The organism is Massilibacteroides vaginae (assembly GCF_900178525.1).
GTDB lineage: Bacteria > Bacteroidota > Bacteroidia > Bacteroidales > Tannerellaceae > Massilibacteroides > Massilibacteroides vaginae.
Genome location: NZ_FXDJ01000009.1, coordinates 1,415,001 through 1,428,043, shown reverse-complemented (window position 1 = coordinate 1,428,043; position 13,043 = coordinate 1,415,001). Strand labels below are relative to the sequence as shown.

The 13,043-nt window shown below is 39.9% G+C and carries 14 protein-coding genes and 1 tRNA gene (1 of these 15 only partly in view); 7 read left to right on the top strand and 8 right to left on the bottom strand.

All coding sequences use genetic code 11. The features are described 5' to 3' along the window. The first annotated feature begins 124 nt into the window (after positions 1-124). Genes B9Y81_RS14385 through B9Y81_RS14370 form a run of 4 tightly spaced genes read left to right on the top strand, consistent with a single transcriptional unit; the run spans position 125 to position 3,075 of the window. Positions 125-784 (top strand): hypothetical protein, encoded by a 660-nt coding sequence (locus B9Y81_RS14385; protein WP_085537595.1) that lies wholly within the window; start codon positions 125-127, stop codon positions 782-784. A gap of 10 nt (positions 785-794) precedes the next feature. Beyond that, complete coding sequence (rsmI, locus tag B9Y81_RS14380) at positions 795-1,496, top strand: 16S rRNA (cytidine(1402)-2'-O)-methyltransferase (RefSeq protein WP_085537594.1); 702 nt, start codon at positions 795-797, stop codon at positions 1,494-1,496. 14 nt (positions 1,497-1,510) lie between these two features. Then, positions 1,511-2,383: a Cbp1 family collagen-binding glycoprotein adhesin gene (locus B9Y81_RS14375; protein WP_085537797.1), complete on the top strand. Its 873-nt coding sequence runs from the start codon at positions 1,511-1,513 to the stop codon at positions 2,381-2,383. Further along, positions 2,383-3,075: a YjjG family noncanonical pyrimidine nucleotidase gene (locus B9Y81_RS14370; RefSeq protein WP_085537593.1), complete on the top strand. Its 693-nt coding sequence runs from the start codon at positions 2,383-2,385 to the stop codon at positions 3,073-3,075. Before B9Y81_RS14375 ends, B9Y81_RS14370 begins: the two co-directional genes overlap by 1 nt. Positions 3,076-3,079: 4 nt before the next feature. Here B9Y81_RS14370 and B9Y81_RS14365 read toward each other — a convergent pair whose 3' ends face one another. The 4 genes from B9Y81_RS14365 to B9Y81_RS14350 are packed head-to-tail and all read right to left on the bottom strand — an operon-like array spanning position 3,080 to position 6,992. Further along, positions 3,080-4,660: a peptide chain release factor 3 gene (locus B9Y81_RS14365; RefSeq protein WP_085537592.1), complete on the bottom strand. Its 1,581-nt coding sequence runs from the start codon at positions 4,658-4,660 to the stop codon at positions 3,080-3,082. Position 4,661: 1 nt separating this feature from the next. Beyond that, positions 4,662-5,519, bottom strand: coding sequence for a dTDP-4-dehydrorhamnose reductase (gene rfbD / locus B9Y81_RS14360; RefSeq protein WP_085537591.1), 858 nt, complete (start codon positions 5,517-5,519; stop codon positions 4,662-4,664). Between the two features lies 1 nt (position 5,520). Then, a complete protein-coding gene (locus B9Y81_RS14355) occupies positions 5,521-6,069 on the bottom strand; it encodes a DUF4924 family protein (protein WP_085537590.1) in 549 nt (182 codons plus the stop codon). Next, on the bottom strand, positions 6,066-6,992 hold the full coding sequence (locus B9Y81_RS14350) for a Mur ligase family protein (protein ID WP_085537589.1): 927 nt from the start codon (positions 6,990-6,992) through the stop codon (positions 6,066-6,068). The genes B9Y81_RS14355 and B9Y81_RS14350 overlap by 4 nt, the downstream gene beginning before the upstream one ends. 130 nt (positions 6,993-7,122) lie before the next feature. Here B9Y81_RS14350 and B9Y81_RS14345 point away from each other — a divergent pair, with 130 nt between their 5' ends. The 3 genes from B9Y81_RS14345 (at position 7,123) to B9Y81_RS14335 (ending at position 8,834) form a co-directional block, all read left to right on the top strand. Next, on the top strand, positions 7,123-7,965 hold the full coding sequence (locus tag B9Y81_RS14345) for an MBL fold metallo-hydrolase (RefSeq protein ID WP_085537588.1): 843 nt from the start codon (positions 7,123-7,125) through the stop codon (positions 7,963-7,965). A 3-nt stretch (positions 7,966-7,968) separates the two neighbouring features. Next, entirely contained in the window at positions 7,969-8,694 is a 726-nt protein-coding gene (gene recO, locus B9Y81_RS14340; protein WP_085537587.1) for a DNA repair protein RecO, read from the top strand. A 65-nt stretch (positions 8,695-8,759) separates the two neighbouring features. Next, positions 8,760-8,834 (top strand) — tRNA-Arg (locus B9Y81_RS14335). Between the two features lie 212 nt (positions 8,835-9,046). Here B9Y81_RS14335 and B9Y81_RS14330 read toward each other — a convergent pair. The 4 genes from B9Y81_RS14330 to B9Y81_RS14315 all read right to left on the bottom strand — a co-directional run. After that, entirely contained in the window at positions 9,047-10,129 is a 1,083-nt protein-coding gene (locus B9Y81_RS14330) for an NAD(P)H-dependent flavin oxidoreductase (protein WP_085537586.1), read from the bottom strand. Positions 10,130-10,537: 408 nt separating this feature from the next. Then, positions 10,538-11,848: a ribosome biogenesis GTPase Der gene (gene der / locus B9Y81_RS14325; RefSeq protein ID WP_085537585.1), complete on the bottom strand. Its 1,311-nt coding sequence runs from the start codon at positions 11,846-11,848 to the stop codon at positions 10,538-10,540. Between the two features lie 18 nt (positions 11,849-11,866). After that, positions 11,867-12,757 carry a GTPase Era gene (era, locus tag B9Y81_RS14320; RefSeq protein WP_085537584.1) on the bottom strand — a complete coding sequence of 297 codons (891 nt, stop codon included), beginning with the start codon at positions 12,755-12,757 and terminating at the stop codon, positions 11,867-11,869. Beyond that, a protein-coding gene (locus tag B9Y81_RS14315; RefSeq protein ID WP_085537583.1) for a beta-ketoacyl-ACP synthase III crosses the window boundary here: on the bottom strand, positions 12,741-13,043 show its end. It continues 696 nt past the right edge of the window; only the last 303 of its 999 coding nucleotides appear in the window; its start codon lies beyond the right edge, outside the window; it ends in the stop codon at positions 12,741-12,743. Before B9Y81_RS14315 ends, era begins: the two co-directional genes overlap by 17 nt.

The window sequence follows — 13,043 nt, the reverse complement described above, 5'->3', positions numbered from 1 at the left end:
GAGGGCAAAACGCCTTCTGATAACTTAAATTAAGTGTTTAAGACTGACAATTACACACTTTTTCATTAACAAATACGTTTTTATTTAAAGAAACGCCTAAATTTGTTGTATTAATTAATAGAAAATGACTGACAGGGTAGAAGTTGATAAACTATTGACTCATCTTCATGAGTTGGAACAGCTCGTTTCCGGACTTCAAAATAATGAAGCATCGGTTTCGTTTTTCGGTGAATCCTTTGAACTAATCCAAAGAATTTCCCGGTCTGTTTATACGATAGAGCAAATCAGAATTTCAGACTTGGAAAATCAACTGAAAGAACAACGCTCGTGTATTGAAGCAATCAGTGCTCGCGTAAAGGCTGAAGAACAAAAAGTAAAAGAATTAACCGAAGAAAAAGAAGCGAAAGCGACAGTAGCTGCTCCGGCAGAACCTGCTTCTGTTCCTGTTCAAGCATTTAATGAGAAACCGATAATTATTCAAAAAGAAGAACCGAAAACAATTTCATCTAAAGTTGAAGAAAAAAGTATTACTTCTCTGAAAGAAACATTAGAACGGAAAAATGTCTCTGATTTACGAAAATCGTTCAGCGTGAATGATCGTTTTTTATTTAAAAAAGAATTATTTAAAGGGGATGAAGGCGTTATGCATCGGGTAGTGGATTCTTTAAATCAGGAATCTTCGTTGGAGGGTGCAATGCGTTATCTTCGAAACGAAATGGACTGGGACTTTAATAGTAGTACGGCTGCTGCTTTTATAAGTCATCTGGAAAAACGTTTCCTTTAATATAAAAACTATGGCAAAACTAACGGTAGTACCAACTCCGGTCGGTAATTTGGAAGATATGACCTTCAGGGCCATTCGTGTGTTGAAAGAAGCAGATTTAATTCTGGCCGAAGACACACGAACTACCGGTTTTTTGCTGAAACATTTTGAGATTCAGAACCGGATGCAATCGCATCATAAGTTCAATGAACACAAGTCTGTTGAACAAATTGCGCAACGTATAAAAAGCGGTGAGCATATTGCGCTTGTTTCCGACGCCGGAACTCCGGCCATCTCTGATCCCGGCTTTATGCTTGTACGAGCGTGTGTACGTGCAGGCATAGAGGTTGAGTGCTTACCCGGCGCCACAGCATTTGTTCCGGCTCTTGTAGCGTCTGGGTTACCGAATGAAAAGTTTTGCTTTGAAGGCTTCCTTCCGCAAAAAAAAGGGCGTCAAACGCGCCTTCAGGAATTAGCCGTCGAGCCAAGAACGATCATTTTCTATGAATCACCTTACCGTTTGGTGAAAACACTAACACAATTCAGCGAACACATGGGAGGGGACAGACAGGTTTCTGTGTCACGCGAAATCTCTAAGTTGCACGAAGAAACCGTACGTGGTACTTTAGAAGAAGTAATTACCCATTTCACGCAGAACGAACCGAAAGGTGAAATTGTTATTATACTGTCGGGCTTAAAAAGCCAAAAAGACAAAAGGACTGAAGTCGAATAAAAAAAATGAACAAAATGAAAAAGTTATTATTAGCATTTATTACCGTAGCCATATTAGTATCGTGTGGACAACAATCTACTGAATATAAAAAACTAAAGGCTGAGAATGATTCTCTAAAAATTGAAAACGCGAAGCAATCTTCTGAAATTAATGAAGTTTTGTCTATCCTCAACGAAGTAGAAGCTGACTTCCAATCTATCCGTGATGCGGAAAACTACCTGAACATACAGCAACAACCCGGTGCTGAAATGAACAAAACAAATCAGGAACGTATCCGGCAGAATGTTCAGCTGATCTCGGAAACACTCAAAAAGAACAAAGAACAGCTGGCTTTATTAGAAGAGAAAGTTAAAAAGAGTGGTATCGAATCAAGCTCTTTACGCAAAACAGTTGCGCGTCTTTCTTCTGAAATAGACCAGAAAACGTCTATGATCGTAGTGCTTCAGGAAGATTTAGCTAAAAAGAATATACGCATCCAGGAACTGGACGATCAGGTTGTTGCACTGAACGAAGATGTTGAGAATTTATCAACAACAAGTGCTGCACAGAAAGAGAAAATACACGCTCAGGATAAGTCGTTACACACTGCTTATTACTGCTTTGGTACTTCTAAGGAATTGAAAGATCAGAATATCTTATCCGGTGGTGGTCTTTTCTCAAAATCAAAAGTACTTCAAAGTGGTTTCAATCGCGATTATTTTATCTCGATCGATGTACGTGAAGTAAAAGAAATTCCATTGTTCGCCGGGAAAGCTAAATTGAGATCAAATCATCCGGAAGGCTCGTTTGAGTTTGTAAAAGACGCAGACGGAAATCTTACGTTCAAGATCTTAGACGACACGCACTTCTGGAGCTTAGGAAAATATCTGGTGATTGAAATTGGATAATGAAGTATAAGAATTTATTTATAGACCTTGACGATACGCTTTGGGATACGTATCACAACAATAAGGAATGCCTCGAAGAGCTTTTTGCCGATTACCATTGGGATCGGCATTACGCCTCATTCGAGGCTTTCTTTGACTTCTATATGCCTAACAATGAGTATTTGTGGGCGCAATACAGAGAACATAAAATAGACAGACAGACTTTAATTCTGGAACGGTTTGCCTATGTTATGCGTCCGATGGGTATCAATGATAAAGAAACCATCTTATCTGTCAACAGAGACTTCCTGAAAAGAACAGGTCGCAAAACCCGTCTCGTTCCGGGGGCAATCGAATTATTAGAATACCTTAGCCCACGTTATAAACTTTATATCTTATCAAACGGATTTCGCGAAGTACAGGCCAACAAACTAAACAATTCCGGTCTTGCGCCCTACATTGAAAAGACAATCCTTTCTGAAGATGCCGGCATTCAGAAACCGCACAAAGGCATCTTCGATTTTGCTCTGATAAACACAAACTCCCGCCGTAAAGAATCGCTAATGATCGGGGATAGTTGGGAGGCCGATATTATTGGTGCCCACCAATCCGGCATAGAGCAGCTATGGTTTAATCCGGACAACAAAAAAACGAACGGATTTGAACCCACGTTCAACGTCCGCTCGTTAGCTGATATTCGTTCTATTCTTTAGTATTTCAGAACTCCGAAGTAAAGTGGAACTTTATTTCGGGGAAATCATGTTGCGCCATAGTCAACACATAGTTTGAATCGGCCAAATAAACATCCCGCCCTTCTTTGTCTATGGCCATATACTGAGATTTTCTCTTCTTAAAGTTCTCCAGCACGGTTTTGTTGTCGCTTTCTATCCAACAGGCTTTATACAGACTGATCGGTTCCCATTTACACTGGGCTCCGTATTCATGAAGCAAGCGATACTGGATCACTTCAAACTGCAACTGCCCTACTGTACCGATAATCTTTCGTCCGTTATATTGGTTGGTAAACAGCTGAGCTACTCCTTCGTCCATCAATTGCTCTATACCCTTATTTAATTGTTTTGCCTTCATCGGGTCAGCATTCTCAATGTATTTAAACATTTCGGGCGAGAAGCTTGGTAAACCCTTGAAGTGAAGTTCTTCGCCTGCAGTAAGTGTATCGCCAATCTTAAAGTTACCGGTATCCGGCAAACCGATAATATCACCGGCAAAGGCCTCATCTACCACTTCTTTCTTTTGTGCCATAAAAGCCGTCGGACTACTAAACCGCATACCTTTACCAAATCGCACATGCTTGTAGTTGGCATTTCTTTCGAAACGTCCGGAGCAGATCTTCACAAACGCAATACAACTTCTATGGTTCGGATCCATATTCGCATGTATCTTGAAAATAAAGCCGGAGAAAGTATCTTCTTCAGGTTCAACAACACGCTCTACAGCCTGTATCGGACGAGGTGAAGGAGCAATCTGAACAAAACAATCCAAGAGTTCTTTCACCCCAAAGTTATTAAGTGCCGATCCAAAAAACACCGGAGCAATATCTCCCTTCAGATAGGTATTCACATCAAACTCAGGGTAAACTCCCTCAATCAGTTCAATGTCCGAACGAAGCTTTTCCGCCAACGGATCACCGATATGCTTTTCAAGTTCAGGACTATTTACATCTTTGAACTCTATATTCTCGGTAACATACTGCTTGCTCGGAGTATAAAGATTCAGTTTTTTCTCAAATATATTGTAAACACCTTTAAAACGTTGTCCCATATCTATCGGCCAACTTAGAGGACGAACTTTGATTTGTAATTCTTCCTCAATCTCATCAAGTAAATCAAAAGGATCTTTCCCGTCACGGTCCATTTTATTAACAAAGACAATCACAGGAGTTTTGCGCATACGACACACTTCCATCAGTTTACGTGTCTGTATCTCCACACCCTTCGCTATATCAATAACGATAATCACACTATCAACAGCCGTAAGCGTACGATAAGTATCCTCAGCAAAGTCTTGGTGACCGGGCGTATCCAGGATATTTACTTTATGATTAGAATAATCAAAAGCCATTACCGAAGTAGCGACCGAAATTCCGCGCTGCTTTTCGATCTCCATCCAGTCGGACGTAGCCGTTTTTTTAATTTTATTTGATTTTACAGCTCCGGCCACATGAATAGCACCTCCAAACAACAATAACTTCTCAGTTAATGTAGTCTTCCCCGCGTCAGGGTGGCTAATAATTGCAAAAGTTCTTCTTCTCTTTATCTCTTCTGAATACTGACTCATCTTATTTCGTTAATTGGAAAATTACATTTTTTAAACTCTCCTCCCAGTGAGGGATCGAGATTTGATACGTACTTTTTATCTTTCTCTTATTCAATACACTATAATGCGGTCGAATGGCCTTTGTTGGATAGTCTTTTGTTTCGATCGGATATATGCGACAGTCTATGCCGGCGAGTTGGTGGATACGGATTGTAAAATCATACCAACTGCAAACTCCTTCATTTGAATAATGATATATGCCGGGTATAAACTCTCCGGACTGTAGAATTGTAAGCATGGCAAGCGCAAGATCTCCTGCGTATGTCGGTGTACCGACTTGGTCGTAGACAACTGACAATTGGTCTCGCTCTTTTCCGAGTCTTAACATTGTTTTCACAAAGTTGTTTCCAAATTCTGAATAAAGCCAGGAGGTTCGGATAACGATTGATCCGGGACATGCCTCGAACAATGCTTTTTCTCCTGCGAGTTTTGTTTTCCCGTATATAGAAACCGGATTTGTTGCATCGGTTTCTTCGTAGGGCTTGTGGTTCGTTCCGTCAAACACATAGTCGGTTGAAACGTGAATCACCTTTATTTTAAATTGAGACGCTGCTTCTCCTATATTTTTAACCCCCACATGGTTTACCAATGTGCAAAGCGCCTGATCTTCTTCGGCTTTATCTACAGCGGTATAGGCCGCGCAATTCAGTATATAGTCTATTTTATTGGTTTCAACAAACGAGAAAACAGCATTCCGGTCTGTTAAATCCAACACGTCGATATCGGCGAAGATGAACCTGAAAGAAGGATAGCCGGAAGATAAAGTCTTCAACGCATTACCTAACTGTCCGTTTGATCCCGTAACAAGAACCTGTTTCATATTAATCAGTTTGTTTGAGTTCGCCGTTCATATCCTGACGGTATTTCTCTGCCAAAATAGCTAAGAATGAACTAATTTGTTTGATACCATCCATTGTTTCCGCACTAATTTCTCTTCCTTGCATACGCAGAAGCAGAAAGCCGTATATGGCCGTAAAACAAGTTTCCAACTCGGGAGTTTCCTGTGATCCGGATTTGGTTCTCAACTCTACAATATAGGGAAGTGTTTTGTAGTAGGCCGCGGCATATACCATCTCATCCTGTGTTTTCAAAAGGCGGAGATGTAAATCCGTAAGTGTGATAATGATGTTTCGGTTGAGCTGAATATGCCCCTTTTCGGTTACACCTTCCTGCTTCATCATCTCGATTAACTCTTCATACCATACAAGGATTTCCCTCTTCACGCTTTCGGGCTGATCGTATTTTGACAGGATGTTTTTACTGATCAGTTCGGAGTTGAAGTTATTCGCACGTATCAGATCTTCGATCTGCCACATGTACAATAAATATTCAACTATATTTTCTTTTCTTTTTTGCTTTGCAACAATCATGGTTGCAAAGATAAGGTATATTCAGATATTGCCTGATAAAAACTGGCGTCTTTTACACCTAACTGACGGCATATCAGTCGCGCCGCATTCATGTTTACGAGGAAATAGGTATCAGGAATCTCTACCGGAAATTTCCCATACCGGGTGGAAAGATATATTTTTCCGTCTTCTTCTTCAACCACATGTTGTTCATACGGTATTGCGGTAATATCTTCTCTTGTTTCTTCTGCCAGAGAGCTAACGGTTTGGTCACCACCAAAATAAATAAGTTTGCCTTCGCGTTCTATGGAAGCGATAAATGAACGGTATGTCTTCGTGTAATCTTTCAGCGATTGATATTCTGAAGATGGCTCCCACAAAATATTTGTAAGCACTCCGATATGCGGACGATAAAACTCCATACGCACACGAGGATCAAGGGCAGAGGTTATCAACTCGTCTCCCTCAATTAATGCGATTCGTGATTCGTAACTCATTTTCACCTGATCCGGCAACACCGAAGTTTTACTTGTGAATGCATAGTCGAACACCACCTTTTGTTTTAACAGCACATAGCTGACCATGGAGAGAATCGTTTTTTTCCCTCGCGTACCGGCAACTACAACACGGGTTTTCTCTTTCACTCGCTGATATATAAATTCAGGGATTGATTGAACAAGAAGACCTAATTCTTTAGCCTTTATCAATTCCGGATTGTCTTTATCAACAGTTGAGCCTAAGACAACGAAGTTGATGTCTTTTGTCATTTTTTCCGGAAACCAGCCTTCGCCAAAAAAAGTACAGCCCGACTGTTCCAGACGATCAATCATCTCCGGAGTAAAATTATTTCCGGAAACAGATACTTCGTATCCTTTCTCACGGATGGCCAAAGTTATATCAAACAACAATGGTTCCGTACCGGACACTAAATGAACCTTTCGCATTATTCCCATTTTGCAACAAAAATACGATGAAAAAAGAGATAACAAAAGTTCCCGATCAGATTTTTAAATTCTGCTCATTTTTTATATTTTCTACAGATTCCGTATCTTTGGGTAATAACATACAGTCGCAATGGAAATAGAGTTAATTGACACTGGTTTTTTTTATGCTGATGGTGGCGCCATGTTCGGGGCTATCCCGAAAACTTCCTGGAGCAAAAGATACCCCTCGAACGATACAAACGGCTGCGTCTTGGCTATGCGCACCGTGCTGGTAAAAACTCCCGGCGGACGGGTTATTCTGATCGATACCGGAGCGGGAGATAAACAACTCGAACTGCTGAGTTATTATAAGTTTTATGGCCTAACAGACCTTGCAGAAGAGCTTCAGAAAAGAGGCATTTCCCGTAATGATGTAACAGATGTAATATTAACTCATCTGCATTTTGACCATTGCGGCTACGTAACTCTCAAAAATAAAGAAACGGGCACATTAGAGCTTGCTTTTCCAAACGCCAAACATTGGCTCAGCGAGTCTCAGCTGCAAAGCTTCATGCATCCCCATCCATTAGAAAGCGCTTCGTTCATGCGTGAAAATCTGGACCTGGCCATCCAAAAAGGCGTTGTTCAACTAATACAAGACGACACATCCATTTATCCGGGCATTATGCTAAAGCTCTACAACGGGCATTCAAAAGGTCAGCTTGTTCCTTATATTAGGGGAGAAAAGAATACCTATTTGTTTGCCGGAGATGTTGTCCCCTTAGCCGCGAGCGTTTCTCCACATTGGATATCGGCCTATGACACGAACCCGATGTTATCTTACGACGAAAAAATAAGAATGTTGGACTACGCCGTAAAAGAAAACCAGGTTGTTATCTTTTGTCATGATGCCTACACACGCTGTGCAACCATAAAAAAAATAGGCAATTTCTTCAAGCCCGATGAAGTTTTTGACCATTCTAAATACAGGTAGAGTATGTTAGTTAAAACACGGGGAATCGTATTGCATACGATAGCCTACAACGACACATACTCGATAACACACATTTACACCGAGGCATTTGGTCGCGCATCGTTTCTCGTTCCCCGAAGGAAAGGAAAAAGAACAAACCTGTCTAAAGCCCTATTCATCCCCTTGTCGGTTGTAGAAATGGACGTGGAGCACCTGAATAAAAGAGACCTCCATCGTATAAAGGAAACCCGGATGTGCTTTCCTCAAACCGAGATTTATTGCAATCCGGTAAAAAACATCATAGCCCTATTCCTTGCCGAGGTTTTATTCAGGGCAGTAAAAGACACCCAGCCCGATCCGCATCTTTTCAATTATCTTTTTTCGTCTATTCAACTATTCGAAATCGCGGAAGAAGGGGTGGCAAACTTTCACATCGTTTTCCTGCTTCGACTGCTGGTGCACTTAGGGATTTATCCGAATACGGACGGAAAAAGAATAAACAGCTATTTTGATATGCTCAACGGTACATTTGTCAGCTCAATTCCGGCACACCGTCATTTCTTAAATCGCGAAGAGAGCGAAGCCTTCAATACACTTTTCCGCATAAGTTTTGAAAACATGTCATTGTATACCTTTTCTCGCCGCGAACGCGTATCCATCATTAACCGCATCATAGAATATTATCGTTTGCACATACCGGAATTCCCTGAAATCAAGTCTATTTCAGTAATGCAAAGCCTGTTCGACTAAATTACTTTGCGGCAGGATTGTTTGCTCATATAAGGAAAAGGTCTTACTTTTGCAAACCCGAACACGGCTCTGTAGTTCAACGGATAGAATAGAAGTTTCCTAAACTTTAGATAGGGGTTCGATTCCCCTCGGAGCTACCATAAAAAAATCACATCCTTTATCTTTTAAAACATATCCTTTATTTTTCAAAATATATCCTTTATTTTTCGAAAAATAACCTTTATGTTTTTCGGCCTCTACAGGCGTTGATTTTCATAGGGTTTAAAAAGGGCGTTTTTCCAACAAAAAAAACGCATAATTCAGATTAAAAACCTGAATTACGCGCTTTAATTTTTTTAGTAAGTAGCTGTACTTACTTCTTCATGGATGATTTCCATTCATCCAGTAATTCCATAAAAGTTTCTTTTACGGTCATTATACGTTTTGCTTTAAATGCGTTTGTTCCTGCAAAGGCATAGCCATTTTCGAAATTTCCACGACAAGCATTATACAACGCCATTACAATACAATAAGGACTTGTACTTATATCGCAGGTTTTGATACAGTTGTAAGGACAATTTTTGGGTTGTTTTACTCCTGCTTTTACTTTTTCCAGAAACGAGCTATGAATGGCTCGGCCGGGCATACCTACAGGGCTTTTAATTATTTCAATATCGCCCTCATGCGCCTCAATATAGCTATTCTTGAAGGTGTCGGACGCGTCGCATTCCGTAGTGGTAACAAAGCGTGACCCAAGCTGCACACCGGATGCTCCTAATTCCATAATCCGGAGGATATCTTCTCCGGTATAAATACCACCGGCAGCAATAACAGGGATGCTTTTATGGTATTTTTGTTCAAAAAGAGATACTTCATGAACTACTTGGGGAAGTAGTTCTTCCAGAGAGAATCGTTCATCTTCCAGTTGGTTTTCTTTATAACCAAGGTGACCGCCTGCTTTAGGACCTTCCAGCACTACGGCATCAGGAAGATAGTCGTAGTTTGTTTTCCACTTTTCGCAGATAATTCGTACCGCGCGAGGACTTGATACGATTGGAACAAGTTTTGTAACACTATCTTTTTTCAGAAAAGAGGGTAAATCCAACGGAAGTCCTGCTCCACTGAATATGATATCTACTTTTTCTGAGATGCTCGTTTTCACAAGTTCTGCAAAGTCTGATAAAGCGACCATGATATTCACACCTATCACACCTCTTGTCTCGCGCATTTTGTCGCGCGTTTTCCGTATCTCTTCAATAAGTCCGAGGTTTCCGGCTTCGGTATAATTAGGAGAGAGTTTTTTATATAAAAGACCTAATCCTGCTGCCGAAATCACACCAATACCCCCTTCTTTGGCTACGGCTGAGGCTAATCCAGAAAGAGATATTCCTACCCCCATACCACCCTGTATTATTGGTATACGAGCTGTTAAATCTCCAATTGTTAATGCTTTCATTCAGTTATATTTTAGTAATTGAAAGCAAAGATAACACACATATTCATTTTATGTGCACGATCTATAATATTATTGCACACATTCTCTTTTTTTGTGAATTACGTTTTCAAGTGCAAAAAAAAATAGCCACCCTTCACAAGGAGGCTATATTTTTCACAAAGAGAAGTAACCAATAACTCTTCTCTTTATACGGTGTTAATCATCTTATATGCTTACATAATCAGCATAAGGTTCTGATATAGCGATTATACTAATAGTGTTACTTTTTACATCAGCAAAGATAAGGCGCTGTGCAGGAGTGTACAATACCTAAAAATAAGTATAAATAAGGCGGTGCTACCTAAGGATAGTGATTAAACTGATTTGATTAAAATAAAAAAAGGACTACGTTTCCGTAATCCTTTTCATTTATTTTTCCCGTATATATATATTTATATGCGTACCTGAAAAGCTCCAATTCTCTCTGATCTTATTTTCCAAGAATCGTTTGTAAGGATCTTTCACCCATTGAGGCAGGTTACAGAAAAACACAAAAGATGGTACTCTTCCTGCAGGTAATTGTGTTACATATTTAATCTTAATATACTTCCCTTTCCAAGCGGGAGGAGGGTAGCTTTCAATCAATGGAAGTAGAACCTCGTTCAGTTTAGCCGTTGGTATTCTTTTTTTCATGTTTTCATCAACGATCTTCGCTGATTCAAGCACTTTTAAGATACGCTGTTTGGTTAGTGCGGAAATGAAGAGAATTGGAAAATCCACAAACGGAGCTAATCTGTTACGGATTGCACCGATAAATGTTTCGATTGCCTTTTGTGATTTATCTTCAACCAAATCCCATTTATTAATACAAACAACTAATCCTTTTCTGTTTTTTTGTATCAATGAAAATATATTAAGATCCTGACTTTCTACACCACGAGTCGCATCTAACATAAGGACACATACATCCGAATTTTCTATCGCCCTGATAGAGCGTATTACGGAATAATACTCCAAATCTTCGTTGACTTTTCCTTTTTTACGAATACCTGCGGTATCCACCAGATAGAAGTTTAGTCCAAATTTATTGTAGTGTGTGTATATCGAATCACGTGTTGTTCCGGCTATATCCGTTACAATATGTCTTTCTTCTCCAATAAAAGCATTTATTAAGGAGGATTTACCTGCATTAGGTCGTCCAACAACGGCAATACGAGGGAAGTCTTCCAGTTCCTCCTCCTCTTTTACGGGAAGAAGTTCAATGATCCTATCTAACAAATCACCAGTGTATGAACCATTAATTGAGGAAATACAAGACGGATCACCCAGTCCGAAAGAATAAAATTCAGCAGCAAGAGGATGTAATTCATAGTTATCCGCCTTGTTTGCAACAACAATAATTTGTTTGTTACTACGACGAAGAATCGATGCAACTTCATTATCCAAATCTGTAGCACCATTTACAACGTCTACAACGAAAAGAATCAAATCAGATTCCTCAATCGCAATCTGAACTTGCTTATTAATTTCTCCTTCAAATACATCTTCCGAATTAACAACCCAACCTCCGGTATCAACCAGAGAAAACTCACGTCCTGTCCATTCTACTTTTCCATACTGCCGATCACGTGTTGTTCCGGCCTCCTCATTTACAATCGCCTGACGTGTTTGTGTCAAACGATTAAACAAAGTGGATTTACCAACATTAGGCCTTCCAACAATCGCTACTATATTTCCCATAAAACTCCTTATACTATATTATTCCATTCGGTATCCAAAGTTTTTTAAAAGATTATCGCGATTACGCCAATCCTTTTCTACTTTGACATACATTTCTAAAAAAACCTTCTTCCCAAAGAATTTCTCAATATCTTTTCTTGCCATGGCACCCACTTTCTTCAGCGCTTGCCCTTGATGACCTATGATAATACCTTTTTGGGAATCACGTTCTACTACAATCAAAGCTTTGATTCTAAGCAAAGACTTCTCTTCTTTAAATTCTTCAACAACTACTTCTACCGAGTAAGGAACTTCCTTCTGATAGTAAAGTAGCACTTTTTCCCGGATAATTTCTGTCACAAAGAAACGGGCAGGCTTATCTGTCAAAGCGTCTTTCTCAAAGAAAGGCGGAGACTCAGGCATCAATGTCTCTATCCTTCGTTTGATATAATCGATATTAAAGTTTGACAACGCTGCAATAGGAAGAATTTCTGCTTTAGGTAACAGTTCTGTCCAATGAGCTACAAGAGACTCCAGATTTTTCTGATCCGTCTGATCTATTTTATTAATTAATAAAAGCACCGGACAATCCAAAGCCTGAACTTTTCGCAGAAAATCCTCGTTCTTATCAACAGTTTCAACCACATCAGTTACATAGAGAAGAACATCAGCATCGCCTAAGGCGGATTCCGAGAAATTAAGCATGGACTCTTGAAGCTTATAGTTCGGACGTAATATTCCTGGAGTATCTGAATAGACAATCTGCATATCAGGCGTATTCACTATTCCTAATATTCGATGCCGTGTAGTCTGCGCCTTTGAAGTGATGATTGAAATACGTTCTCCCACCAACTTATTCATTAACGTAGATTTTCCAACATTCGGATTTCCTACAATATTTACAAAACCAGACTTATGCTTTTTTTCCATCATATCCCCATTTCAGATATATTGCTCCCCAAGTAAATCCTGCTCCAAATGCAGCCAGTACTAAATTATCGCCTTTTTTGAGTTTACTTTCCCATTCCCAAAGGCAAAGGGGTATAGTACCTGCACTTGTATTTCCAAATTTCTGAATGTTAATCATTACCTTTTCTTCCGGAACACCAAGACGTTTCGCCGTAGCATCAATAATACGTAAATTTGCCTGATGCGGAACAACCCAGTCAATATCATCATTCGTTAATCCATTCCTTTCAACAATTTCAGCTGCCGC

Coding starts and splice junctions, on each gene's coding strand:
- B9Y81_RS14385 (WP_085537595.1), top strand. CDS start 125: ATGACTGACAGGGTAGAAGTTGATAAACTATTGACTCATCTTCATGAG.
- rsmI (WP_085537594.1), top strand. CDS start 795: ATGGCAAAACTAACGGTAGTACCAACTCCGGTCGGTAATTTGGAAGAT.
- B9Y81_RS14375 (WP_085537797.1), top strand. CDS start 1,511: ATGAAAAAGTTATTATTAGCATTTATTACCGTAGCCATATTAGTATCG.
- B9Y81_RS14370 (WP_085537593.1), top strand. CDS start 2,383: ATGAAGTATAAGAATTTATTTATAGACCTTGACGATACGCTTTGGGAT.
- B9Y81_RS14365 (WP_085537592.1), bottom strand. CDS start 4,660: ATGAGTCAGTATTCAGAAGAGATAAAGAGAAGAAGAACTTTTGCAATT.
- rfbD (WP_085537591.1), bottom strand. CDS start 5,519: ATGAAACAGGTTCTTGTTACGGGATCAAACGGACAGTTAGGTAATGCG.
- B9Y81_RS14355 (WP_085537590.1), bottom strand. CDS start 6,069: ATGATTGTTGCAAAGCAAAAAAGAAAAGAAAATATAGTTGAATATTTA.
- B9Y81_RS14350 (WP_085537589.1), bottom strand. CDS start 6,992: ATGCGAAAGGTTCATTTAGTGTCCGGTACGGAACCATTGTTGTTTGAT.
- B9Y81_RS14345 (WP_085537588.1), top strand. CDS start 7,123: ATGGAAATAGAGTTAATTGACACTGGTTTTTTTTATGCTGATGGTGGC.
- recO (WP_085537587.1), top strand. CDS start 7,969: ATGTTAGTTAAAACACGGGGAATCGTATTGCATACGATAGCCTACAAC.
- B9Y81_RS14330 (WP_085537586.1), bottom strand. CDS start 10,129: ATGAAAGCATTAACAATTGGAGATTTAACAGCTCGTATACCAATAATA.
- der (WP_085537585.1), bottom strand. CDS start 11,848: ATGGGAAATATAGTAGCGATTGTTGGAAGGCCTAATGTTGGTAAATCC.
- era (WP_085537584.1), bottom strand. CDS start 12,757: ATGGAAAAAAAGCATAAGTCTGGTTTTGTAAATATTGTAGGAAATCCG.